The sequence below is a fragment of the Pseudomonas sp. MWU318 genome (assembly GCF_016756945.1).
Classification (GTDB): Bacteria; Pseudomonadota; Gammaproteobacteria; order Pseudomonadales; family Pseudomonadaceae; genus Aquipseudomonas; species Aquipseudomonas putida_A.
Map to the genome: position 1 here is coordinate 756751 of NZ_JAESJL010000001.1, position 23238 is coordinate 779988.

The following is a 23238-nucleotide window of genomic DNA, read 5'->3' on the forward strand; positions in this document are numbered from 1 at the left end:
TTCCCTTTTTCCTGAGCTGTTTACAGCCCCCCATCATCAGTCAGGCAGCTCCTCGAACGCCCTGAATTTGCTCACGGTGGCACAGTCGTAACACATGGTTTTCAGGATCAATTTATCCATGCTGGCGTCGATATTGCTGGAGTCACACTCTCGGCAAAACAGCCTCAAATGACCGAGCAGGTCGCTGTCAAAAGCTGCACGGGAGAAGAACTGCGGCACCAGTTCATCGCGCCAATACATTCCCGGCGACTTGGAAAACCCGGCACCGCTGTCCTTGAGCACTACGTCATACAACAACCGATGTAACGCCGATTGCGGTACCCGCGAATCACGGTGTGCGTTTTTGCGCCAGTTCCGAGTCAGGGCATCCTGAGCGGTCCCGAGCATGTTGCGCGGGATGGTGTTGGACGCATGATTGCGACCTTTGGAGTTACCGGTGGCGTAGAAGTGCGCAGCGTTTTTTACTGCCAGGCGGGCGAAGTAGTAGAGCTGGCTTACTGAAAAATCCTGCAGGAGTTGCCCCACAACCGTTTCGGCACGCGCCTCGGCCGTGAACGAAAAACTGACTTCGTTGGCCAGCACACGGATGTATTGAAGCGATTCTTCTCGGGCCAGATCGAAAATCAGCCCGTAGAGTTCGCTCTTCCAGGCGACCTGAATCTCGCCGGACAACTCCTGATATAGCGTCAGGTACAGACTTTCCCGATTACAGCGCGCAACTCCGCCGAGTGCCACATTAGGCTGCCAGCGCACTGCAGAATAGTCACTGATACTGCAACCCTCAGTGCGATCGAAGGCCCTGATATCAGAGCTCGTCGCGACCGTTAACACGCCAGCCTCGTGCAGACTCTTCAATCTTTCCTCGCTGGCCTCGACGCTCGGTGCCAGATGTTCGCTTCGGGATGTCGCGCTCAACGGCGCGATCCATTCGGGATGGTTGGCATTGCCATCGTCAAGCAAGGCCAGCAACGTCAGTTTCTGCACAAACCCAAGGGTCGAATACGGCACCGCCGGACTCGGTATACCGAAGCACGATTCAAGTTCGCGGCGATCACGCTCGGCCTGCGCCGCCAATTGTTGCTGATGAACCTGGCAACATGCCGGGCAAGTACACGCCATGCGTCGGCCATGGCGGGCGGATGCAGATCGGTGCTCGCACCGTATGCACTTGTAAGGATGACGCTGCGAGATCGGAGTGCCCCGGGCGTGCCGACGTACCCACATCGGCACATCGCAATAAGGGCACTTCAGATCCTGACTGACAATCGGCGGCAAAACCTTGAGCAAGCTGCGAACAGTGGCAGGGATCTGATACTCGGCCAGAAGCGCAGCGCTTTTTTCCCCGTCCAGATATCGCTGATAAATCTGCTCGATCTGATCGTCGGACAGGTGTGCAATTTCCTCAGCGCGTTCGAAATACGAATGCATTGAAAGAGGTCCTTTTTTTCGGTTTGAGTTGACGCACTCCTTTGCGTTCGAACCGCAAAATAATGACAATCGTGGCGATAAAACAAGCGAAAAAGCAGAAAATGGCTGCCAAGTTCAAACAATTAATTTTCCCTGCGGCGTCCTCGGAAATTTCAACCCTCAACACAGGATTCATCTGTCGGAATTTTCCTTGTTCATTGATTCCGCCAGGTTTCACGCCCCCTCTTGTTGCAGGTATCAACAAAGCAACCCATGCAAGAGAGCAGCGCAAATGCGCCAACGCTGGCAAAATCGCGCTTTCGATTGCACTTAGCGCCCGTCGGCCAGGAATTCCCCCATGCAAATGACCACCGCCCTACTGATCGTCAACCCGTGCGACGACGAAGAAGACAACATGGCCATGCTCTGCTGCCATAGCGACAAGGGCGACATGTTTCTGATGAGCCGCTATCCGGACGAGGACGAGTTGGAGATCACCCTGGATGGCGAGCCTTCGACGCTCGACGGCGTGAAAGTCACCCTGTCCAAGACCCTGCTGAAGATTGAAATCGCGGCGGCGGATGCCGATGCGCTGAATGGCGATGATGTGCTGGAGATCACTTTCAATCCGGATATGGTGGATCTGCCTGAAGTTGAAGAAACCCTGAAGAATATTCTGGATGGCACCGGGACCTATATCAGCCAGATTTGATATCGGCTGGACTGGCCTCATCGCTGGCAAGCCAGCTCCCACAGTGGCCGATGTGTTGCACAAATCGCATTCGCACCTCTAATACCTGTGGGAGCTGGCTTGCCAGCGATGAGGCGAAATTTGAAGTCGTCTGGACTGCCCCCTTCGCGAGCAGGCTCGCTCCCACATTGACGGGTGTACACCGTTCAAATGTGGGAGCGAGCCTGCTCGCGAAGGCGTCCGAAAGAACACTGCACCTTTCTCCGGCTACAAAATTCCAACAAATCCCCCAGTCATTTCCCGCACTTTGCGCAAAATGCCGTTAGTCGCCGCACCCCTCGATGGATTAAAGTAACGCCCCCAGCCCCGGCGTTATCCGAACGCCTGCGGCCACCCTTTCCAGGAACAGTCACCGATGGAACATCGTGAAGCGCTGCTGGCGCTGCGAACCTTTCTTTCAACGCAGATTCTCGGCCAGGAAAAACTCATCGAGCGTTTGCTCATCGCCCTGCTCGCCGACGGCCACATGCTGGTCGAGGGCGCTCCGGGTCTGGCCAAGACCAAAGCGATCAAAGAACTCGCCGAGGGCATCGAAGCCCAGTTCCATCGCATCCAGTTCACCCCGGACCTGCTGCCGGCCGACATCACTGGCACCGAGATCTATCGCCCGGAAACCGGCAGTTTCGTATTCCAGCAAGGGCCGATCTTCCACAACCTGGTACTGGCGGACGAAATCAACCGTGCGCCGGCCAAGGTGCAATCGGCGCTGCTCGAAGCCATGGCCGAACGGCAGGTCAGCGTCGGCCGCAGCACGTATGAACTGTCACCGCTGTTTCTGGTGATGGCCACGCAGAACCCGATCGAGCAGGAAGGCACCTACCCGCTGCCCGAAGCGCAGCTAGACCGCTTCCTGATGCACGTGAAAATCGGCTTCCCCGACGCCGCCGTCGAACGCCGCATCCTGCAACAGGCCCGCGGCGAAGCGCTCAACGGCGAAACCAAACCCGAGCGCCGGGTCAGCCAGCAAGCGATTTTCGCCGCGCGCAAGGAAATCCTCGGTCTGTACATGGCCGACGCCGTGGAGGAATACCTGGTGCAACTGGTCATGGCCACGCGCACCCCGGCCAAGTTCGACCCGGAAATGGCCGAGTGGATCGCTTATGGCGCCAGTCCACGCGGCTCGATCGCCCTCGACCGTTGCGCCCGGGCCCACGCCTGGCTGGCCGGGCGCGACTTCGTCAGCCCGGAAGACATTCAGGCGGTGCTGTTCGACGTGTTGCGTCACCGCATCATTCTGTCGTTTGAAGCCGAAGCCGCCGGCATCGATCAGGATCGGGTGGTGCAGCGGATTCTCGACGTCGTAGCCGTCGCTTGACCCCCATGAACGCCCCCCTGCCGTCCGAACCGGGCATCCGCATCAGCCTCACCGATCTGATCGAGATGCGCCACCGTGTGCGCGAAGTGCAGCTGTTTTCCACGCCGAGTCAGCGCAGCCCGCTGATCGGCCTGCATCACTCGAAATTCCGTGGTCGCGGGGTCGACTTCGATCAGGTGCGGGTCTATCAGGCCGGCGACGATGTGCGCACCATCGACTGGCGCGTGACCGCGCGTACCCAGGAGCCGCACACCAAGCTATTCCATGAAGAACGCGAGCGACCGATTTTCATCATGGTCGAGCAAAGCACGCGGCTGTTTTTCGGCTCCGGGCTGATGTTCAAGTCGGTGCTCGCGGCGCAAGCGGCGGCGCTGATCGGCTGGGCGGCGCTGGGGCACAATGATCGGGTTGGCGGGCTGGTCTTTGGCGACAACGAGCATTACGAAATCAAACCGCGTCGCAGCAAGCAGAGCCTGCTGCAATTGCTCAACCGCCTGGTGAAAGTCAATCAGTCGCTGCACAGCGAACGCGAGCCGGACCGCGACGCCCTCGGCGTGGCGCTGCGCCGGGCGCGTGAGGTGTTGCGCCCGGGCAGCCTGGTGATCGTGATCTGCGATGAGCGCGCGCTGTCCGACAGCGCCGAGCAGCAACTGAGCCTGCTGTCGCGGCACTGCGATCTTTTGCTGTTGCCCCTATCCGATCCACTGGATCACGCCCTGCCCGCCGCCGGGCTGCTGAGATTCGCGGAAAGAGGCGCACAACTGGAACTCGACACCCTCAACTTCGAGCTGCGCCAGACCTATCGCGCTCAGGCCGAGGCACGCATCGCCCGTTGGGAATTGCTCGCGCAAAAACTGCGGGTGCTATTGATGCCGCTGAGCACGCAAAGCGAGATGGTCGAGCAGATGCGCGAGTTCCTCAATCCGCAGCGCCCGGGGAGCAGTCGATGAACGGCCTCGAACAACTGCAACCGCTGATTTCGCCGCCGCCGATCGACTTCTGGCCGCCAGCGCCGGGCTGGTGGCTGCTGCTGTTATTGCTGCCGCTGCTGGGCTTCGCCGTGTGGCGTTTGCGCCGGTTCATTCCGACCAGGAAACGCCCGATCGTGCGCGCCGAACAGCCGCTCGATCCGGTACGCATCGCCGCGCTGGCCGAACTGGCACAGATGCCCAAACCCTACGACGGCGCACCGGCCGGGGCCTGGCTGCAGCAGCTCAACGGTCTGCTCAAACGCCTGTGCCGCAACCACTACCCCTACAGCCAGAGCCACACGCTCAATGGCCGCAAATGGCTGGCGTTTCTCGACAACCGCTGCCCGGCCGCCGGCCTGACGCGCTGGATGGTGCTGGTCGAAGGTGCTTACAAACCCGAATGCAAGCTTGACGACAAAGCCATCGCCGGCCTGACCCAAGCCGTCGACACCTGGATTCGCAAGCATGTTTGAGTTCGCCTGGCCGTGGATCTTCGTGCTTCTGCCGCTGCCGTGGCTGATGCGTCTGGTGTTGCCGGTGGCCGACAGCGGCGAGCCGGCGCTGCGCGTGAGTTTCCTCTCCGACCTCGAAGGTCTGGCGCGGCGCCGGGCCCGCGCCAACCTGCCGGCGTGGCGCCAGCAAGCACCGTTCCTGCTGCTGTGGCTGTTGCTGCTGAGCGCCGCCGCCCGCCCGCAATGGCTCGGCGAACCGTTGCCGATCGCCGCCAGCGGCCGCGATCTGCTGGTGGCGGTGGACGTGTCCGGCTCGATGGATTTCCCCGACATGCAGTGGCAGGACGAAGACGTCAGTCGCTTGTCACTGGTCCAGCATCTGCTCGGGGATTTCCTTGAAAGCCGTGATGGCGACCGCGTCGGTCTGATCCTGTTCGGCAGTCAGGCCTATCTGCAGGCACCGCTGACGTTTGACCGCCATACCGTGCGCGTCTGGCTCGATGAAGCGCGCATCGGCATCGCCGGCAAGAACACCGCCATCGGCGATGCGATCGGTCTGGCGCTGAAGCGCCTGCGCATGCGTCCGGCACAAAGCCGGGTATTGATTCTGGTCACCGACGGCGCCAACAACGGCGGCGAAATCGATCCGTTGACGGCGGCGAAACTGGCCGCCAGCGAAGGGGTGAAAATCTACCCGATCGGCATCGGTGCCGACCCGCAAGACAGTGGCAGCACCGGCCTGCTCGGGGTCAATCCGAGCCTGGACCTCGACGAGCCGGCCCTCAAGGCCATCGCCAACGCTACCGGCGGCCAGTACTTCCGCGCCCGCGACGGCAAAGAGCTGCAAGCGATCCGCGACACCCTCGATCAACTCGAACCGGTGACCCAGCAACCAACCCAGGCACGCCCGGCGCAAGCCTTGTATCAGTGGCCACTGGCGTTGGCCCTGCTGCTGAGCCTGTTGCTGGTCGCCCGCGAATTGTGGCCGGACAACCCGCTGCAACGCCTGTTTACCAAGGAGCTTTATCTGCAAGGTCCGTTGCCTGACTGGCGCGAGCGTCTCAAGCGCCTGCGTCTGCGGAGGCGCCGATGATCGCGCTCTGGCCGCACTGGTTCCGCCCCTGGTGGCTGCTGCTCCTGCCGCTGCTCGGCTGGCTGATCTGGCAACTCTGGCACCGGCAGAAACGTGCTGGACGCTGGCAGATGATTCTGCCGCCGGCGTTCCACGCGACGCTGCTCAGCGGCGGCAATGGCCGCGCCAGCAAGCTGCCGTGGGTCGCCCTTGGCGTGGCGTGGCTGCTGACCATCGTCGCCCTGCTCGGGCCGAGCTGGGAGCGCGTCGAACAGACCAGCCAGAAACCTGCCGACCCGCTGGTCGTCGTTCTGGAGCTGACCCCGGAAATGCTCGCCACCGACTCGCCGCCAACGCGACTGGAACAGGCCCGGCGCAAGCTGTTCGACCTGTTGCAGGCACGCAGCGATGCGCAGACCGCGATCGTCGTCTACGCCGGCAGCGCGCACACGCTGGTGCCGCTGTCGGATGACCTGGCGACCAGCCACAATCTGCTCGACGCCCTCAAGCCATCGCTGATGCCGGAAAGCGGCCATCGCGCTGATCTCGGCGTGAGCAAAGCATTGGCCTTGCTCAAGCAAGGCGCCCTCGGTCAGGGACGGATTCTGCTGATCGGCTCCTCGCTGACCGAAGAAGAACGCCAAGGCATCCGCCGCGCCCTCGGCCAGCAATCGGCGCAACTGCTGATGCTCGGCATCGGCACCGCTGAAGGCGCGCCGATCGCTCAGGAGGACGGCAGTTTCCTCAAGGACGAACAGGGCGCGATTCGCGTGCCGCAACTCGACAGCCCTGGCCTTGGCGCATTCCTCGCCAGCGTCGGCGGCGAGTACCACAGCGCGCGGCTGGACGAATCCGATTTGCGCGCCCTCGGCCTGCTCGATGGCCCGCGCAGCCTGCGCGACGATGGCCAGACCGTGCGCCTCGACACCTGGGCCGATCAGGGTTACTGGCTGTTGTTGCCGCTATTGCTGCTGGCTGCCTGCGCCGGACGGCGTGGCTGGTTGTTCTGCCTGCCCTTGCTGTTATGCCTGCCGCAGCCGAGCTACGCTTTCGACTTCGAAGACCTGTGGCTGCGCCCCGATCAACAGGGCCTGCACCTGCTCAAACAGAAGCGTCCGGCCGAGGCTGCCGAACACTTCGAAGATCACCAGTGGCAAGGGCTGGCGTTGTACGAGGCCGGCGATTACAGTGGCGCCGCTCAGCGTTTCGCCGAAGGCAGCGATGCCCGCGCCCACTACAATCGTGGCAACGCCTTGGCGAAAAGTGGTGAGCTGGAAGCAGCCATCGATGCCTACGAGCAAGCGCTGGAACTGCAACCCGATTTGCGCCCGGCGCTGACCAACAAGGCCCTGGTGGAAAACCTGCTCAAACAGAAGAACACCCCGCCGCCGGTCGAGCCGCAGCCACAACCGGCGCAGCCGAACGTGCCCGGCGATGAATCGCCACCAGCGACCGCGCCACCACCCGCGGTGAAAAGTGACACCCCGAGCGAGGCCCAGCCCGGCGAGTCGGCCAGTGAACCGCCGCCGACCACCCCGCCGCAACCAGGCCCCAACGAAGTGCCAGGCAGCGATGAAGCGGAAGAAACCGACACCGTGCCAACGCTGCGCCCGAGCGAGGACAACCTCGAAGGCGAGCAGCGTCAGGCACTGGAACAATGGCTGGGCAAGATCCCCGACGACCCGGGCGAACTGCTGCGACGCAAATTCTGGTACGAACAGCAACAACATCAGGATCAGGAAAAAACTCGATGACCCGTTTCACCGCTCTCTTGCTGCCCCTGCTGCTTTGCACGGCCACCGCCCAGGCGGCCGAGCTGACGGCCAGCGTGGATCGCAGTCGCCTGAACTCCGGCGAGACGGTCGAACTCACCCTCGAAACCAGCGACGTCACGCAGTTCGGCAAACCCGACCTGACGCCGCTGGAACCGCTGTTCGAGGTGCGCGGCACACGTCAGGTCAACCAGTTGAACACCCTCAATGGCGACAACCGCGCCACCACGCGCTGGATCATCACCCTGCTGCCGAAAGAGAACGGCAGTGTGGTTATTCCGCCGCTGCAACTGGGTGAGGTGCAGAGCCAGCCGATCACCGTGCAAGTGGTCGAGAGCGACACCCGCGAAGAGAAAAACAACCTGGACCCGGTGTTCATCGAGGCCAGCCTCGACCAGTCCAGCGTGTACGTGCAGGCCCAGGCGATCCTGACCCTGCGCATCTACCACTCGGTGTCGCTGTATGACGACAGCAGCCTGACCCCGCTGCAGATCGCCGACGCGCGCATCGAGCAACTGGGCGACACGCGCACTTACGAGAAAGACATCAACGGCGTGCGCCATGGCGTGATCGAGATGCGCTATGCGATCTACCCGCAGCACAGTGGCTTGCTGACCATCGCCCCGCAGACTTTCAGCGCCACACTGGTCGACACCCAACCCGCTCAGGACGCGACCGCGCAGGGCCCGAAACCGGGCAAGCTGCTGCACGTCAGCTCCTCGGAGATTCCGCTGACGGTCAAACCGAAACCCCTGACCTACCCCGCCGATGCGCCATGGCTGCCCGCACGTAGCCTGAGCCTGAGCGAAAGCTGGAACCCAGAGCCGGATCATCTTCAGGTCGGCGACTCCCTGACCCGCAGCCTGACTTTAAAAGCCGAAGGCCTGGCCAGTTCGCAGTTGCCGGCCCTGCCCGGCACCGAAGCCAACGGCCTGCGCCGTTACCCGGATCAACCGGTGCTGAGCAACCAGAGCGGCGAGCGCGGCCTGATCGGCAGCCGTGAAGAACGCGAAGCGCTGGTGCCCAGCCGCAGCGGCGCGATCGAGTTGCCGACGGTAGACGTGATCTGGTGGAACACCTTCGAAGATCATCTGGAACACACCAGCCTGCCGGCGCGCACCCTGCAAGTAGCGAACAACCCGAGCCTGCAGGTCGACACCCCGGCCGGCAATCTGCAACCGAGCGTCGTCGATAACGATGTGCTGTGGTGGTGGAAACTCAGCACGCTGATCCTCGCCTGCACCACCCTGCTCGGCTTCGGCCTGTGGTGGCGTGCACGCTGGCAACCGGCGGTGCATCGCGCCGCCCAAACCGGGCCGAGTCCGCGCACCTTGCTGGACGACATCAAACGGGCGTGCCAGGCGAATGACCCGCAAGCGACGCGCCAGGCACTGGATGCATGGGCGCGGCAGCAGCCGGAGACTTTGGCAGATATGGCGGCGCGGTTTGTGCCGTTGTCGGATGCGCTGGATGGGCTCAATGGCGCGCTGTACAGCGAGACCGGGCAGCATTGGCAGGGTGAGGATTTGTGGCGGGCGATTCGTACCATTCCGGCGGCGGAGCGGGTGCAGGATCCGGTGGGTGACAGCGGGTTGCCGCCGCTTTATCCGAAGTAAAAAGCAAAAGATCGCAGCCTGCGGCAGCTCCTACAGAGTGGACATGTATTCCCTGTAGGAGCTGCCGCAGGCTGCGATCTTTTGATGTTGAATGGTCGATCCAATCGACCTTCAAACGATATTTGACCTGACCATTTTTAAAGTAGAAAAAACTTCCGCACAGTTTCCATATCCGACTGGATAATTTTCAACTCCTCGTCATCGACATCTGCCTCGATCAGGCTCTCAACGCTGCATTTGCTGTAGGTCTGCGCCAAAATCCCCAACATATCAATCGTGTATGGATCTTCTTTTGACAACTGCATGCCGCGGCGAAGTCCTTCCATGTAAATGGCGGTTTGAAGAATCGCATTCGGACCGGGCGCATCTTTGCGCATCAAGAGTTCCAGATCATCCTGAGCATAGGCAAAAGCTTGCTCCGGACGAAACCCAAGCTCATCCATCGCATGAAAATAAAGCCCTTTAACCATTCCTCTGGCCTGATTGAACAAGCTTTCAACCCGCATCTCCATTCTCCAGCAGTTTCAAACCGCATCGGTATGAAGCGGACATGATTTCAAATTACGACCACCAGAGATGATCAGCAAATCAAAGGAAAGTCAGCGGCCGGCAATACCGCCCGCTGCACCCTGGATGCCTGGAATACGCATCATCGTCTAATAGTTGAATTTTGTTTTGACTTGTTCGCCTTCGCGATAAGACAGGACAAATGACTTCCATGGCTCACCGCGAGCAACCGCATGCTCGTGTAGCTTTTCTACAAGCACATAGATTTTCCAGTGATTGAAATCAGTTTCAGCGTCCCAAATTTCTGAGCCATTTTTTTCCACAGCGAGGTCGGTCTCCATATAGTTCCCCCCCCACTCAATGCTGTATCGAAAGGACTCATAACCGTGAACAATTCCGGTCTCGACCAGTTCAAAAATTGATTTAACGAGTTCGAAGTCCTCTGTAATCACTCTATTACCTCCGGAATTTGATGAGATTCATTTTTAAAAGCCACGGCTTTGTGTTTACCGTCAATGTAAAACGGGGACAGGCTACGTTTTCGCAGTGCTTTCTAAACGTGGTTTGTCCCCATTTGCCCCTGACAACGCGCTGACCTTTTACTCCTCTAGCCGAAATTACTGAAACTCATACTCTTTCAGCAATAACTTCTAACTCTTCCCACATTCCGGCAAGGCCAATACTCTTCATGTAAGTAGCAAAATCCAAAAAAGGCGCAACCCCAATTTCTTCGATCTTGAACCACGTTGCATCACACTCCGGACAAGTAAAAATAAAAGCTTCGGTTGCTTTGATTTTCGCCTTAACAATAAAGTCCTGCTGACACCTTGGGCAAAGCATATAAACCTCTTTATGGAACTGGATCACCAAAAATAAATCTGTCACCTTTACCAGGGTCACCTTTACCATGCGGAAATGCGGCGCCCCCGATCAATACTTGAATTTCGTTTTCACTTGTTCGCCTTCACGATAAGAGAGAACGAACGCCTTCCATGGTTCACCGCGTTCCACTGCGTTTGCCTGCAACTGATCGACCAGACGAAGAATTTTCGCCCCGTTTATATCGGTTTCGGCGTTCCAGTTCTCAATTCCGCCTTTCTCGACGGCCAATTCCGTTTCTACAAAGCCTTCTCCAAGTTCCACACCATATCGGAACGCGTCATAGCCATGGACTATGCCGGCTTCAACCAACTGGAAAATTTCCTGGACGAGTTTTCTATCTTCAGTGATCACTCTTTAACCCTCGGGGCTGGGCAAAGGCGGAGCTTCCTCAGAGCCATTGACATTCCTTCTATAACCAAATTCTTCACGTTACTTGCCGCTAGCAGTCTGCTCACATCTGATCAATCGCTCTAGAACATCCTGTTGAGCGGGTACGGAAACGGCAATTTCTTCACTCACCTCTTCGATGCTGTCGGACCATCTGTAGACCCTGAACTGCCCCAGAAAAACTGACACCAAGCGCAGGAGCAGACAATGGTCCAGCGCACTCCCTCCCTCGTCCAACTCAATAATCATGAGCGTTTTTTCTGCCATATCGACAGGCCAAAGAGAGCCGTCTCTCCGCAGAAAGTCATCGAGCGCAACCCCTTTAAGCTTTTCAATTCTTATCCAGAGTTCCCTGTCATGCTGGGCGCTCCATTCCTTGTTGAGTTCCCATTTATTGACTTTTAAATCGAGAAAGCTGCAATCGTTAAACGACTCTTGATCCTGGAAGTAGGAGACGGGAACGTCGCCCCATGCCCGACTGACCAGAATCTCTCTGTCAGGCAAGTCAGATCCTGACTCCACAACAACAGCATATCTATTATTTAACACAAGCTTCCTTTTTCTTGCTAATGCCTAAGGGACAGACCACGTTTATTTAAACGTGGTCTGTCCCCATTTACACCTCGCACTGCGATCATCCGGACTCAAACGACTAACTGACTTCCTTTATATAGGAAGAAAACTGCCCACCCCCTTGATCCAAATGCAGCCGTCCGCACTGCTGGCATCGATACACCGTCAAAGCCCCTTGGTCTATCGTTTCGTAGAACTCGTCTTCAGACAGCCAACGATTTGATAGCGCACAGCCAATTTCATCTATCTTCTGCTCGGCGACTAAAGACAACTCGAAATCGGACGTACCCGAAGACAGGTTCATTACATGACCGCAGACACAAGCAAATTTTGGCATGACTGAAGCGTCCTTTTTCTGTTCAAGCTTTGCCTTATGGCCATTTTAGAAGCACAGCCTCATCGGAAACCGTTGGGTTTTCTAAAACCCGGAGGGCGTACTGCACTCGCCGCAAATGATATCAATATAATGGCCAAACGCCAGATAACCGCTTTCTGGCATCACCGAAATGCCCAGCCTCGACTTACCCAGACAAGCCCTGACTCCCCAATAATCTGTAAACTCCCCTCTTCTTTAGCCGCCCGTCATTTCCCCCGCGGCCATCACCTTTTTCTGTTGCGGAGTCCACCTTGCGTCTGTTCCACACCTCCGACTGGCACCTTGGGCAAAACCTGCATGGCCAGGAGCGCGATTTCGAGCATGCGTGCTTTCTCGAATGGCTGCTGCGCCAACTGCAACTGGCGCAGCCGGATGTGCTGCTGATTGCCGGGGACATCTTTGACACGGTCAATCCGCCGGTCAAAGCCCAGGAGCGCCTCTACGACTTTATCGTCAGCGCTCACGAGCAACAGCCGTTGCTGACCATCGTGATGATTGCCGGCAACCACGATTCCGGCTCGCGCATCGAACTGCCGGCGCCGTTGATGCGCCGCTTGCGCACCCATGCACTGGGGCGGGTGTTGTGGCTGGATGACGGCCAGCTCGACGCCGAACGGCTGCTGCTGCCACTGCCGAATGCCCAAGGTGAAATCGCCGCGTGGTGCCTGGCGCTGCCGTTCCTGCGTCCGGCTGAAGTGACCGGTGCGCATCTGGGCGACAACTATCTGCGCGGTATCGGTCAGGTGCATGAATGGCTGATCGAAGCGGCGAATGCCAAGCGCCAGCCGGGTCAGGCGCTGGTTGCCATCAGCCACGCGCACATGGCTGGCGGCTCGGTCTCGGAAGACTCCGAGCGCAGCCTGATCATCGGTAACGCCGAAGCGCTGCCCGCCAGCCTGTTCGGGCCGAGCATCAGTTACGTCGCCCTCGGCCATTTGCACAAGCCGCAGAAGGTCAACGGTGAAGAACGCATTCGCTACAGCGGCTCGCCGATTCCGTTGTCGTTTTCGGAGATCGGTTATCAGCACCAGATTCTCGACGTCACCCTCGACGGCGAAACCCTGGTCAGTGTCGAACCGAAACTGATTCCAAGGTCGGTCAACCTGCAACGCATCGGCCCGGCGCCACTGGCGGAGATTCTGCTGCAACTGGCTGACCTGCCGAACATCGATCTGCTCGCCGAAACCCAGCGCCAGCCATGGCTGGAAGTGCGGGTGACCCTCGACGAACCGCAGCCGGATCTGCGCCATCAGGTGGAAAACGCCCTGCAAGGCAAAGCCGTGCGCCTGGTGCGGATCGCCGCCGAGTACGCCGGCAACCGTGGCGCCGAGGGTGGCGACGACGGCAGTGCGCTGGTTGAACTGGATCAACTCACTCCGCAGGAGCTATTCAGTCGCGCCTGGCTCGACAACTATGGCAACGAGGTCGATGAGCAGACGCTCAAGGACTTCGCCGAACTGCTGCAGGACGTACAGATGGAGGGCGAGCAGCCATGAAGATTCTCGCCATTCGCTTGAAGAACCTCGCCTCGCTGGCGGGTCCGTTCGAAATTGATTTCACCGCCGAACCGCTGGCCAGTGCCGGGCTGTTCGCGATCACCGGGCCGACCGGCGCCGGTAAAAGTACCCTGCTCGATGCGCTGTGCCTGGCGTTGTTCGGCGCCGTGCCGCGCCTGAACAACACCGGCCGTGACGCCAAAGTGCCGGACGCCGACGGTGAAATCGCCACCGGCGACCCGCGCACCTTGCTGCGGCGCGGCACTGGTGAAGGTTATGCGGAAGTGGATTTCGTCGGCGTCGATGGCCGCCGTTACCGTGCGCGCTGGGAAGCCAACCGTGCCCGGGAAAAGGCTGGCGGCAAGTTGCAGATCAGCCGTCAGAGCCTGCGTGACATCGATCAGGATCAACTGCTCGCCAGTCAGAAAGGCGAATACAAGACCCAGCTCGAAGCCGCGCTCGGTCTGAACTTCGAACAGTTCACCCGCGCCGTGCTGCTGGCCCAGAGCGAGTTCAGCGCGTTCCTCAAGGCCGACGACAACGACCGCAGCGAACTGCTGGAAAAACTCACTGACACCGCGCTCTACACCCGTCTCGGCCGCCGCGCCTTCGACAAGACCAAAGAGGCCCGCGAAGCGCACAAGCTGCTGCAGGATCAAGCCACCGGGGTCACCCCGCTGACGCCCGAAGCTCGGGCCGAGCTGAACGAACGCTTCAGCACCGCCCAGCAACAGTTGAAGTTGCAACAGGCGCAACTCAAGCAACTGGAACAACAGCACAGCTGGCTCAAGGATTTGCGCCAGTTGCAGGACGCGCAGCAAGCGGCGGCCGAGCAACTGCACAGCGCGCAGCAACAGTGGGAAGGTCTTGCCGGGGAACGCCTGAAACTGACGCGCCTGGAGCAACTCGCCCCACAACGCCACCAGTTCGCGCGCAAGACCGAACTCGATGCGCAACTGACACCGCTGGCGGCACAGATTGCCGCGCACACCCAACAATACGGCGAACTCAACGAACGCCAGACGCAACTGGAACAGGCGCTCGATGCAGCGAACATCGCCCTGAGCGAAGCGCAGCAGCGGCACAGCGAAAGCGCTCCGCTGCTGCGTCAGGCCTTCGACGAGCAAAGCACCCTCGCCCGCCTCGTCAGGGACACCGCACTCAGCGCCGAAGCCCGGCGGTCCGCCGAGCAAGCCTGCACCGAAGGCCAGAGCGCGATTCAAGCCTTGCAGACGAAACAGGCCGAAGTCGCTGAACGCTTGCAGAAAATCGCCGCCGAACTGGAACAAAGTGCCGATCTGGCACCGCTCAGCGATGCGTGGAATGCCTATCGCGATCGCCTGCAACAGCTGATGCTGATCGGCAATCGCCTGAACAAGGGTCAGGCCGAACTGGCGACCCTCGAACAGAACGCCGCGCACAGCGCCGACGCGTTGGCCACGCAGAAACAGCAACTGGAAGTGCTGTTCAAAGAGGCCGGCGCCGAGCCGGATGCCGTCGCCGAGCAGATCGGTATCCTCGGCAATCTGTTGCAGGACAACCGCAAACAACTGCGCGCCATCGAAGACCTGACGCGGCTCTGGGCCAGTCAGCAGGAACTGGAAAAACGCGGTGCCGAGCTGCAGCAGCGCTTGCTCGATGCGCAACAGGAGCGCGAACGCCTGACCCAGGACGGGGTGAAAACCAAGGCCGAGCTGACCGTCGCCGAACAAACCCTCAACGTCACCCGTGAATTGCTCGAACGTCAGCGCCTGGCACGCAGCGCCAGTGTCGAAGAGCTGCGCGCGCAGTTGCAGGACGATCAGCCGTGCCCGGTCTGTGGCAGCAACGAGCATCCGTATCATCAGCCGGAAGCGCTGCTGCAAAGCCTCGGCCGTCATGATGAAAGCGAACAGGCCAACGCCCAGCAAGTGGTCGATCAGCTCAAGGAAAAGCTCATCGAACTGCGCGCCGAAGTCGGTGGCGTGATCGCTCAACAAAAGGAGCTGCTGCAACAACAGGAACAACTGGTCGCGCAGCAACAGGCGCTAGCGCCGAGCCTCGACGCCCATCCGCTGTCCGCTCAGTTACTGAACCAGGACGCCGACAAGCGCGACGCCTGGCTGACCCGGCAGAACGATCAACTGAACCAGAGCATCACTCAGGACGAACAACGCCAGAGCGCCCTGCTTACCCTGCAACAGGATGCGGCGCGCCTGACCCAGCAACTGCGTAACGCCGAAACCGCGCATCAGCAAACGGCGCAACACCTGAGCAACCAACAACGCGAACTGAGCAGCGACCGTCAGCGTCTCGACGAAGAACTCACTGCGTTCGCCAGCCTGCTGCCGGCCGACACCCTCGAAGCCTTACGTATCGAGCCGGCGGCGACTTTCATGCAGCTGGACCGGCAGATTGCCGAGCGCCTGGCGCAGGTTGATCAGCAGAAAGAAGAGTTGGCCGAACAGCAGCAACGCCAGCAGACGCTGGAGAAGGAACAGGATCGCCAGCTCAGCCGCGTACAGCAGTTGCAAAGCGCCGAGCAGCAATTCAGCGCGCTGGCTGAGCAGCAACAGGCCTGTCAGGCGAAACTCGCGCAACTGCTGGGCGAACACAGCAGCGCCGAGCACTGGCAGCAGCAACTGGAACAGGCTGTGGAACAGGCGCGCAACGCCGAAACCGGCACGGCTGCGGAACTGCAGAACGTGCGCACGCAACGGGTGCAGATTGGCGCCGAACTCAAGGCTCAGCAAGAACGCTTGCAGGCGCTGCAAAGCGAAGACGACGAACTGACGCAGAAGATTGCCGACTGGCGCGCACGCCATCCTGAACTGGATGACGGCGGTCTCGGAGACCTTTTGCGCGTCGATGACACGCAGCTCAGCGAACTGCGCCAACGCTTGCAGCACAACGAAAAAGCCATCGAACAGGCCAAAGTGCTGCTGCAGGAACGTGATCAGCGCCTGGCCGATCATCAGGCGCAACACAACGGCAATCTCGATGCCGAGCAACTCGCCAGCGCCCTCGCCGACCTGCAGAACCAGTTCAACCTCAGCGAGCAACAGTGCGCCGAACTGCGCGCCGAACAGGCTGAAGATCAGCGCCGGCAGAACGCCAATCAGGCACTCGCGAAGCAGATCGCCGACGCCTATGCCGAGTACCAGCGCTGGGCGCGCCTGAATGCCTTGATCGGCTCGGCCACCGGCGACACCTTCCGCAAGATCGCCCAGGCCTACAACCTCGACCTGCTGGTGCATCACGCCAACGTGCAGTTACGCCAACTGGTCAAACGCTATCGTTTGAAACGCGGCGGCAGCATGCTCGGCCTGTTGGTGATGGATACCGAGATGGGCGACGAATTGCGCTCGGTGCATTCGTTGTCCGGCGGCGAAACCTTCCTGGTGTCGCTGGCCCTTGCATTGGGGCTGGCATCGATGGCCTCGAGCACGCTGAAAATCGAATCGCTGTTCATCGACGAAGGCTTCGGCAGCCTCGATCCGGAATCGCTGCAGCTGGCCATGGATGCCCTCGACGGTTTGCAGGCACAGGGACGCAAAGTCGCGGTGATTTCCCACGTGCAGGAAATGCACGAACGCATTCCGGTGCAGATTCAGGTGCAACGCCTCGGCAACGGCTTGAGCACCCTGGAGGTGAAATGAACACGTTGTATTCATTCCGCCGCTGCCCGTACGCGATGCGTGCGCGGATGGCGCTGCGTTATTCGGACGTGCCGGTGGAGATCGTCGAAGTCAGCCTCAAGGCCAAACCGGCCGCGATGCTGGCGATCTCGCCCAAAGGCACGGTGCCGGTGCTGGATGCGGATGGACAGGTGATTGATGAAAGTCTGGAGATCATGCGCTGGGCGTTGGCGCAGCATGATCCGGACGATTGGCTGCTCGGCGGGGATTCACGGATTGCCGGGTTGATCGAGGCTAATGATCAAGGGTTCAAGGTGCATTTGAACCGCTACAAATACGCCGAGCGCTATCCCGAGCAGCCGATGGAGGTTTATCGGGCTGAGGGGGCGTTGTTTTTGCAGCAGTTGGATGAGTTGCTGAGGGATCGCGATTACTTGCTGAGCGATCACTTGAGTCTTGCGGATGTGGCGTTGCTGCCGTTCGTTCGGCAATTTGCGCATGTTGATCGCGAGTGGTTTGCGCAGACGCCTTATGTGCGGTTGCAGACGTGGCTACAGCGCTTCCTCGAATCCGAACTCTTCACCTCGATCATGAAGAAATAACCCCTGTAGGAGCTGCCGAAGGCTGCGATCTTTTGATCTTGATCTTAAAAACAAAATCAAAAGATCGCAGCCTTCGGCAGCTCCTACAGGGGATGTGTTTCATGCCAGGGCGTTGCACATGCCTAGTGCCATGCAATCCACTTCAAACGGCCCAAGAAAATCGACCTCAGCCTTGATCGGCGGATTGCCGGCCATCAGCCCCAGTGAATTGGCCCGTTCGATATTGTGCGCAATGCTGTGATTGGCCTCTATGGCCCGCGCCAGCGCACCCACCGAGCCTTGGCCGAAGCCAAGTAACGCCGCACCATTGGTCATCAGTGCCAGCCCGGCTATGACCCAGAGTCTGTAGCCTTTCATGCTCCGCCCACTCCTGTGAGTTCAGCACGATCAACCAGCACGTCTGCACGGTGTTCGAACTGGATGCCGGGGTGTGCGACCTGGATCGGTGCGTCGAAGCTGTGTTGGGTTTGCGCGGCGATGCTGACGAACAGCACCAGTGCCAGGTAAAGACCGATGGCCAGGTAGGCGCCGCGCTTGGCTGAGGTAATGATTGAACTGGCCATGATGTGCTCCGTGGGCATGTTTCAGTGCCGTCAGGATCAATCAAAAAAGCCGCGGTAACCACTCAGGGTTTGCCATAGTAAACATCAGCTTGGTTGATTATTTAGCCGGTCTATCTCGGCGTTGAAGGAAACCTATCGAGCGGAGATTTTTCGATCACACATACGTGTAGGAGCTGCCGAAGGCTGCGATCTTTTGACGTTTAAGATCAAAAGATCGCAGCCTTCGGCAGCTCCTACAGGGAGTGGTGCCAAATCAGACTTTCAGTGTTGGGCTTTGTGATCCAGCGCGGCGTAGAAGTTGGCGCTCTGTTGCAGGTATTTCTGGGTGTAGCTCTGGGTGTGGGATTTTTTGCCGGCTATTTCAACGTTGGCACTGGCTGGCAACGCAACGGTGGCGGAGATGGCGGAAGCGGCGATGATCGAGAAGAGATTGAAGTTCATGGCGGTAACCCTCGTGTTCGGTTGGCTTGCTTTGCCCGGTTGGGCCGTGGAGCAAACTTAACGCTCGAGGGTTGATCGCTTGAAATGCTTTGTAGCATTACCGGATATCAGCGCGATTAATACAACGAGACAGGCCCCGTAAACCGGGGCCTGTGGCTTATTGTCGCACTATAAACTTCAGGTCGCTGGGGGCGTCCATCGGCAGTTTTTGCACGGTTTTGCCGAGCAGACCGGTCTTGGCATCGCGCTCGACGACGACAATTGCGTTGCTCTTCTGGTTGGCGATCAGCAGGAACTTGCCACTCGGATCGAGGCTGAACTCACGCGGGTGATCGCCTTCCACCGAGCGTTTTTGCAGCTCTTTGAGCTGACCGGTCGCCGGATCAATGCTGAACACCAGCAACTGATTGGCGGTGCCACGGTTGCTGACGTAGAGGAACTTGCCATCGGCCGACGCATGCAGCGCGGCGGCGGCTTTGTCCGAGGTCGGCTGACCGGCGGCCAGATCGACCATTTGCGTCTGGGTCAGCACGCCGTCGTGGTAGTCGAACACCGCGACCTGCGCGCTCATTTCCATGGTCAGCCAGGCATGCTTGCCGTCGGCACTGAACAGCAGATGACGCGGGCCGCTGCCGGCCGGCAGGCTCACCGAAGCGGTTTTCGCCGGGGTCAACGGCAGGTACGGATTGGCCTTCGGGTCGAATTTGTAAATGAAGACCTTATCCGCCCCGAGGTCGTTGGAGAACACATAGCGACCATCCGGCGAGGAAACGGTCGAGTGCACGTGGTTCGAGGCCTGACGCTCCGGATTGACCCGGCTCGCCGGGTGCGCGCTCATCTGCACCACGGGTTTGAGTTTGCCATCGGCGCCGACCGGCAACACGGCGAGGGTGCCACCCGGATCTTCGACCACCGAATAGTTGCTGACGAACAGATGGCTGGCATCGCCGCTGAGGCTCGAATGGGTCGGCTCGTTGCCCAGGCTCTGCACTTGATTGATCAGGGTCAGGGCGTGGGTCTTCGGATCGATCAAGTAGCTGCTGACGCGGCCGACCGGGTCTTTCTGGCCGGGGCCGTTTTCGTTGACCACGAACAGCTGCTTCTGGTCTTTGGACAGGGTCAGCCACGACGGGTTTTCGCTCTTGACCACTTGCAGCGGCTTGGCGTCGATCTGCCCGGTGGCGCTATCGAAATTCATTCGATAGATGCCCTGGCTGGTGCCTGCGGTGTAGGAGCCCACCAGCAATTGATAAGTCTCGGCGCTGGCACTGGACAGGCCCATCGCACCGACACTGCCGGCCATCAGCAGCGGCCAGAATTTACGCATGTTCATTGATCATCTTCCTCGTCGTCGCTGCTGCTGACTACATCACCAAGGCAGACCACACGGTGCTCGCCGGTGGTTTTGGTGTCGCTGGCGTAGCCAATGATCAGCCAGCTCTGCAGGTCTTCGTCAAACGTCGCCGCCGTAACCTGCGCCGGGGTGAACTCCCAATGCTTGGCCGTGCGGCCATCGATACATTCGATGTGCAGGTTGTCGTCTTCGTCGAGGGCGAATTCGAAGGCGTGCAGGCCGTCGATTTCGACCATGCCGCAGTGTTCGAGGGCGTTGAGAAGGGTTTGGGCAGTCATGGCAATCAAGTCTTTCAGGGGGGGAAACCGGCAATGATAGCTCATTGTTGACGCAGAACCCTGTGGGAGCTGGCTTGCCAGCGATAGCAATTTGTCAGACGCATCAATGTTGAATGTGCCGTCCTCATCGCTGGCAAGCCAGCTCCCACAGGGAAATTGGCTGACAGTTACAACGCGTCGCGTGATGGCTTGCCATCTACCAGCCGCTGAATGCGCAACGGATTGCCATTCTTCAGCGGTTCCGGCAGCAAGCTATCGGGGTAGTTCTGGAAGCACACCGGGCGCAGGAAGCGATCGATCGCCAGCGTCCCCACCGACGTTCCGCGCGCATCGGATGTCGCCGGATACGGCCCGCCATGCACCATCGAATCACACACCTCCACACCCGTTGGATAACCATTGAGCAGGATCCGCCCGACTTTCTGTTCGAGCAGCGGTGTCAGCTCCGGGAAGCGTTCGAAGTCGACCAGTTCGCCGATCATCGTCGCCGTCAGCTGTCCATGCAGCCCCAACAGCGCGGCGCTCAGCTCGGCCTTGTCCGCCACTTCGACGATCACCGTGGTCGGGCCGAACACTTCTTCCTGCAGCACTTCATCGCCGTTGATCAACAGGCTGACGTCTGCCTTGAACAGTTGCGGCTGCGCCTGACTGCCCTGCTGCGGATTACCCGCCAGATGCTCGATGCCGGAATGCGCCAGCAACTTTTGCAGACCTTTGCCATAGCTGCCGAGGGTGCCGGCGTTGAGCATGGTCTGCGCCGGTTGGTCGCCAATCAGCCCGGCGACTTGCTGGACGAAGGCGCTGAACTGCGGCGAGCGGATACCGATGACCAATCCCGGATTGGTGCAGAACTGGCCGCAGCCCTGCACCACCGAAGCGGTCAGGTCGCGGGCAATGGTTTCCGAGCGCTCAGCCAAGGCTTGAGGCAGAACGATCACCGGGTTGATGCTCGACATTTCGGCGAACACCGGAATCGGTTGCGGCCGCGCCGCTGCCATGTCGCACAGTGCCCGACCGCCCTTGAGCGAACCGGTGAAACCGACTGCCTGGATCGCCGGATGCTTGACCAGCCATTCGCCAACGCCACCGCCGTAGATCATGTTGAAAACGCCTGCCGGCATCGCGGTTTTTTCGGCGGCGCGAATCAGTGCGTCGGCAACAAGTTCAGCGGTTGCCATGTGGCCGCTGTGGGCCTTGAACACCACCGGGCAACCGGCGGCCAGCGCGGCAGCGGTATCACCGCCCGCAGTGGAAAACGCCAACGGAAAGTTGCTCGCACCGAACACGGCCACCGGGCCGAGGCCGATGCGGTACTGGCGCAGATCCGGGCGCGGCAATGGCTGGCGATCCGGCAATGGCAAATCGATTCGCGCGCCGTAGAAATCTCCGCGCCGCAGGACTTTGGCGAACAGGCGCATCTGGCCGCTGGTGCGCCCGCGCTCGCCCTGAATCCGCCCCGCAGGCAGCGCGGTTTCGCGGCAGACCAGCGCGACGAACTCATCACCCAAGGCATCCAGTTCATCGGCAATCGCGTCGAGAAATTGCGCACGGCGTTCGGCGCTGAGGCTGCGATAAGCGGGGTACGCTGCGGCGGCGGCTTTGGCGGCGGCATCGACTTCGGCTTCAGTCGCTTGAATGAAATCGTACGGCAGCTGTTCGCCAGTAGTCGCGTCGACGCTTTGCAGTTTGACGTTGCCTGCTGCGCTGCGCTGTCCGCCGATGTAGTTGTGGCCAAGAATCTGAGTCATGGGAGCTCCTTAAAGGGTGCCGATGCTGTCCGGTTGAAAAGCCGCTGCTGCCGGAGCGATGCCGTTGACCAGCGGTGCGCCGAATTCGGCCTGGCTGATTTCAAACCGGTCGCCCGGTTGGGTGCGGATGCCATCGGCGAACGACAGGGTCGCGGTGCCGAAAAAGTGGATGTGCACGTCGCCAGGACGCAGGAACTGGCGGTATTTGAAGTGGTGGTATTCGAGGTTGGCGAGGCTGTGGCACATGTTGGCCTCGCCGCTGAGAAATTCGTTTTGCCACAGCACTTCGCCGTTACGCAGGATGCGGCTGGTACCAGCCAGATGCTGCGGCAATTCACCGGTGCGCAGTTCCGGGCCGTAGCTGCAACTGCGCAGTTTCGAGTGGGCCAGGTACAGGTAGTTCTTGCGTTCCATGACGTGGTCGGAGAATTCGTTGCCCACTGCGAAACCGAGGCGATACGGTTTGCCGTCGTGGCCGATGACGTAGAGCCCGGCCATTTCCGGTTCCTCGCCGGCATCCTCGGCAAACGGTGGCAACGGAAAGGCCTCGCCCGGACGCACAACGATGCTGCCGTCGCCCTTGTAGAACCATTCTGGCTGCACGCCCGCCTGCCCCGCCGCCGGTTTGCCACCCTCCACGCCCCATTTGAAGATGCGCATGGTGTCGGTCATTTGCGCTTCGTCGCCGGCCTGCTGGTGCATCTTGTCCCGCGCCGAAGCGCTGCCCAGGTGCGTCAGGCCGGTACCGCTGACCAGCAAGTGCGCCGGGTCCGGGTGATCCAGCGGTGGCAGGATGCGCCGGTCTTTGAGCAACTGCGCATAGTCATGACTGATGCCCAGGCCGTGGGTTTGGACTTGCTGCTCCAGAGTGCCGCCGGCCTCGATCGCGGCCAGTGCGAGATCGCGTACGCTGCGGGCGTCCTGCACTTCGCGGATCAGCCCGTTGTCGACCACGCCAACGCGGCGCTCGCCGTCATTCAATTCGAATTGAACCAGATGCATAAATTTCTCCTGTAAACAAAACTTCGAAACACTGCAAAACCCTGTGGGAGCTGGCT

Annotated in this window: 24 protein-coding genes; 11 read left to right on the forward strand and 13 right to left on the reverse strand. The window is 60.0% G+C overall.

The window, feature by feature from the left end; translation table 11 throughout:
- Positions 1-36: 36 nt before the first annotated feature.
- Positions 37-1428 carry a hypothetical protein gene (locus JN524_RS03110; protein ID WP_202368434.1) on the reverse strand — a complete coding sequence of 464 codons (1392 nt, stop codon included), beginning with the start codon at positions 1426-1428 and terminating at the stop codon, positions 37-39.
- Positions 1429-1490: 62 nt separating this feature from the next.
- Here JN524_RS03110 and JN524_RS03115 point away from each other — a divergent pair, with 62 nt between their 5' ends.
- The 8 genes from JN524_RS03115 to JN524_RS03150 all read left to right on the forward strand — a co-directional run bounded on the left by JN524_RS03115 (position 1491) and on the right by JN524_RS03150 (position 9356).
- Entirely contained in the window at positions 1491-1775 is a 285-nt protein-coding gene (locus JN524_RS03115) for a hypothetical protein (protein ID WP_202368435.1), read from the forward strand.
- Entirely contained in the window at positions 1766-2119 is a 354-nt protein-coding gene (locus JN524_RS03120; protein WP_095136368.1) for a hypothetical protein, read from the forward strand. The genes JN524_RS03115 and JN524_RS03120 overlap by 10 nt, the downstream gene beginning before the upstream one ends.
- 394 nt (positions 2120-2513) lie before the next feature.
- Positions 2514-3473, forward strand: a complete 960-nt coding sequence (locus JN524_RS03125; RefSeq protein WP_003218556.1) for an AAA family ATPase — start codon at positions 2514-2516, stop codon at positions 3471-3473.
- 5 nt (positions 3474-3478) lie between these two features.
- Complete coding sequence (locus tag JN524_RS03130) at positions 3479-4423, forward strand: DUF58 domain-containing protein (RefSeq protein ID WP_027613096.1); 945 nt, start codon at positions 3479-3481, stop codon at positions 4421-4423.
- Positions 4420-4917: a DUF4381 domain-containing protein gene (locus tag JN524_RS03135; protein ID WP_007968588.1), complete on the forward strand. Its 498-nt coding sequence runs from the start codon at positions 4420-4422 to the stop codon at positions 4915-4917. The genes JN524_RS03130 and JN524_RS03135 overlap by 4 nt, the downstream gene beginning before the upstream one ends.
- Positions 4910-5989 (forward strand): vWA domain-containing protein, encoded by a 1080-nt coding sequence (locus tag JN524_RS03140; protein WP_202368436.1) that lies wholly within the window; start codon positions 4910-4912, stop codon positions 5987-5989. The genes JN524_RS03135 and JN524_RS03140 overlap by 8 nt, the downstream gene beginning before the upstream one ends.
- Positions 5986-7722 (forward strand): tetratricopeptide repeat protein, encoded by a 1737-nt coding sequence (locus JN524_RS03145; RefSeq protein WP_202368437.1) that lies wholly within the window; start codon positions 5986-5988, stop codon positions 7720-7722. Before JN524_RS03140 ends, JN524_RS03145 begins: the two co-directional genes overlap by 4 nt.
- Positions 7719-9356, forward strand: a complete 1638-nt coding sequence (locus JN524_RS03150) for a BatD family protein (protein WP_202368438.1) — start codon at positions 7719-7721, stop codon at positions 9354-9356. The genes JN524_RS03145 and JN524_RS03150 overlap by 4 nt, the downstream gene beginning before the upstream one ends.
- A 137-nt stretch (positions 9357-9493) precedes the next feature.
- Here the strand turns inward: JN524_RS03150 and JN524_RS03155 are convergent, their stop codons facing one another.
- From JN524_RS03155 to JN524_RS03175, 5 genes are all read right to left on the reverse strand, one after another.
- On the reverse strand, positions 9494-9862 hold the full coding sequence (locus JN524_RS03155) for a hypothetical protein (RefSeq protein ID WP_202368439.1): 369 nt from the start codon (positions 9860-9862) through the stop codon (positions 9494-9496).
- A 150-nt stretch (positions 9863-10012) separates the two neighbouring features.
- The gene (locus tag JN524_RS03160; RefSeq protein ID WP_112997813.1) at positions 10013-10315 is read right to left on the reverse strand and encodes a hypothetical protein; all 303 of its coding nucleotides are present in this window, start codon (positions 10313-10315) and stop codon (positions 10013-10015) included.
- 175 nt (positions 10316-10490) lie between these two features.
- A complete protein-coding gene (locus JN524_RS03165; RefSeq protein WP_237402919.1) occupies positions 10491-10772 on the reverse strand; it encodes a hypothetical protein in 282 nt (93 codons plus the stop codon).
- 21 nt (positions 10773-10793) lie between these two features.
- Positions 10794-11096 carry a hypothetical protein gene (locus tag JN524_RS03170; protein ID WP_202368440.1) on the reverse strand — a complete coding sequence of 101 codons (303 nt, stop codon included), beginning with the start codon at positions 11094-11096 and terminating at the stop codon, positions 10794-10796.
- Between the two features lie 78 nt (positions 11097-11174).
- Positions 11175-11636: a hypothetical protein gene (locus JN524_RS03175; RefSeq protein WP_237402920.1), complete on the reverse strand. Its 462-nt coding sequence runs from the start codon at positions 11634-11636 to the stop codon at positions 11175-11177.
- Positions 11637-12332: 696 nt separating this feature from the next.
- On the opposite strand from JN524_RS03175, the gene JN524_RS03180 reads away from it, so the two are divergent.
- The 3 genes from JN524_RS03180 to JN524_RS03190 are packed head-to-tail and all read left to right on the forward strand — an operon-like array spanning position 12333 to position 17796.
- Positions 12333-13577 carry an exonuclease SbcCD subunit D C-terminal domain-containing protein gene (locus tag JN524_RS03180; protein ID WP_202368442.1) on the forward strand — a complete coding sequence of 415 codons (1245 nt, stop codon included), beginning with the start codon at positions 12333-12335 and terminating at the stop codon, positions 13575-13577.
- Entirely contained in the window at positions 13574-17215 is a 3642-nt protein-coding gene (locus JN524_RS03185) for an SbcC/MukB-like Walker B domain-containing protein (RefSeq protein WP_202368443.1), read from the forward strand. Before JN524_RS03180 ends, JN524_RS03185 begins: the two co-directional genes overlap by 4 nt.
- Positions 17212-17796, forward strand: coding sequence for a glutathione S-transferase (locus JN524_RS03190; protein ID WP_202368444.1), 585 nt, complete (start codon positions 17212-17214; stop codon positions 17794-17796). Before JN524_RS03185 ends, JN524_RS03190 begins: the two co-directional genes overlap by 4 nt.
- Before the next feature lie 99 nt (positions 17797-17895).
- Here JN524_RS03190 and JN524_RS03195 read toward each other — a convergent pair whose 3' ends face one another.
- The 7 genes from JN524_RS03195 to araD1 all read right to left on the reverse strand — a co-directional run bounded on the left by JN524_RS03195 (position 17896) and on the right by araD1 (position 23182).
- Complete coding sequence (locus JN524_RS03195) at positions 17896-18153, reverse strand: hypothetical protein (RefSeq protein ID WP_202368445.1); 258 nt, start codon at positions 18151-18153, stop codon at positions 17896-17898.
- Positions 18150-18359 (reverse strand): hypothetical protein, encoded by a 210-nt coding sequence (locus JN524_RS03200; RefSeq protein WP_202368446.1) that lies wholly within the window; start codon positions 18357-18359, stop codon positions 18150-18152. The genes JN524_RS03195 and JN524_RS03200 overlap by 4 nt, the downstream gene beginning before the upstream one ends.
- 261 nt (positions 18360-18620) lie before the next feature.
- Positions 18621-18800 carry a hypothetical protein gene (locus JN524_RS03205; RefSeq protein WP_047598402.1) on the reverse strand — a complete coding sequence of 60 codons (180 nt, stop codon included), beginning with the start codon at positions 18798-18800 and terminating at the stop codon, positions 18621-18623.
- Between the two features lie 157 nt (positions 18801-18957).
- Positions 18958-20133, reverse strand: a complete 1176-nt coding sequence (locus JN524_RS03210; RefSeq protein ID WP_202368447.1) for a lactonase family protein — start codon at positions 20131-20133, stop codon at positions 18958-18960.
- On the reverse strand, positions 20130-20477 hold the full coding sequence (locus JN524_RS03215) for a DUF5629 family protein (RefSeq protein ID WP_202368448.1): 348 nt from the start codon (positions 20475-20477) through the stop codon (positions 20130-20132). The genes JN524_RS03210 and JN524_RS03215 overlap by 4 nt, the downstream gene beginning before the upstream one ends.
- A 122-nt stretch (positions 20478-20599) precedes the next feature.
- Positions 20600-22180, reverse strand: a complete 1581-nt coding sequence (locus JN524_RS03220) for an aldehyde dehydrogenase (NADP(+)) (RefSeq protein WP_202368449.1) — start codon at positions 22178-22180, stop codon at positions 20600-20602.
- A 9-nt stretch (positions 22181-22189) separates the two neighbouring features.
- Positions 22190-23182, reverse strand: coding sequence for an AraD1 family protein (gene araD1 / locus JN524_RS03225; RefSeq protein ID WP_202368450.1), 993 nt, complete (start codon positions 23180-23182; stop codon positions 22190-22192).
- Between the last annotated feature and the right edge of the window lie 56 nt (positions 23183-23238).

Bases quoted from the DNA above. Each gene is read 5' to 3' on its own strand.
- JN524_RS03120 (WP_095136368.1), top strand. From the start codon at position 1,766: ATGCAAATGACCACCGCCCTACTGATCGTCAACCCGTGCGACGACGAA.
- JN524_RS03135 (WP_007968588.1), top strand. From the start codon at position 4,420: ATGAACGGCCTCGAACAACTGCAACCGCTGATTTCGCCGCCGCCGATC.
- JN524_RS03165 (WP_237402919.1), bottom strand. From the start codon at position 10,772: ATGGTAAAGGTGACCCTGGTAAAGGTGACAGATTTATTTTTGGTGATC.
- JN524_RS03125 (WP_003218556.1), top strand. From the start codon at position 2,514: ATGGAACATCGTGAAGCGCTGCTGGCGCTGCGAACCTTTCTTTCAACG.
- araD1 (WP_202368450.1), bottom strand. From the start codon at position 23,182: ATGCATCTGGTTCAATTCGAATTGAATGACGGCGAGCGCCGCGTTGGC.
- JN524_RS03150 (WP_202368438.1), top strand. From the start codon at position 7,719: ATGACCCGTTTCACCGCTCTCTTGCTGCCCCTGCTGCTTTGCACGGCC.
- JN524_RS03200 (WP_202368446.1), bottom strand. From the start codon at position 18,359: ATGGCCAGTTCAATCATTACCTCAGCCAAGCGCGGCGCCTACCTGGCC.
- JN524_RS03210 (WP_202368447.1), bottom strand. From the start codon at position 20,133: ATGAACATGCGTAAATTCTGGCCGCTGCTGATGGCCGGCAGTGTCGGT.
- JN524_RS03110 (WP_202368434.1), bottom strand. From the start codon at position 1,428: ATGCATTCGTATTTCGAACGCGCTGAGGAAATTGCACACCTGTCCGAC.
- JN524_RS03215 (WP_202368448.1), bottom strand. From the start codon at position 20,477: ATGAGCTATCATTGCCGGTTTCCCCCCCTGAAAGACTTGATTGCCATG.
- JN524_RS03190 (WP_202368444.1), top strand. From the start codon at position 17,212: ATGAACACGTTGTATTCATTCCGCCGCTGCCCGTACGCGATGCGTGCG.
- JN524_RS03205 (WP_047598402.1), bottom strand. From the start codon at position 18,800: ATGAACTTCAATCTCTTCTCGATCATCGCCGCTTCCGCCATCTCCGCC.
- JN524_RS03195 (WP_202368445.1), bottom strand. From the start codon at position 18,153: ATGAAAGGCTACAGACTCTGGGTCATAGCCGGGCTGGCACTGATGACC.
- JN524_RS03155 (WP_202368439.1), bottom strand. From the start codon at position 9,862: ATGCGGGTTGAAAGCTTGTTCAATCAGGCCAGAGGAATGGTTAAAGGG.
- JN524_RS03115 (WP_202368435.1), top strand. From the start codon at position 1,491: ATGACAATCGTGGCGATAAAACAAGCGAAAAAGCAGAAAATGGCTGCC.
- JN524_RS03145 (WP_202368437.1), top strand. From the start codon at position 5,986: ATGATCGCGCTCTGGCCGCACTGGTTCCGCCCCTGGTGGCTGCTGCTC.
- JN524_RS03130 (WP_027613096.1), top strand. From the start codon at position 3,479: ATGAACGCCCCCCTGCCGTCCGAACCGGGCATCCGCATCAGCCTCACC.
- JN524_RS03220 (WP_202368449.1), bottom strand. From the start codon at position 22,180: ATGACTCAGATTCTTGGCCACAACTACATCGGCGGACAGCGCAGCGCA.
- JN524_RS03185 (WP_202368443.1), top strand. From the start codon at position 13,574: ATGAAGATTCTCGCCATTCGCTTGAAGAACCTCGCCTCGCTGGCGGGT.
- JN524_RS03140 (WP_202368436.1), top strand. From the start codon at position 4,910: ATGTTTGAGTTCGCCTGGCCGTGGATCTTCGTGCTTCTGCCGCTGCCG.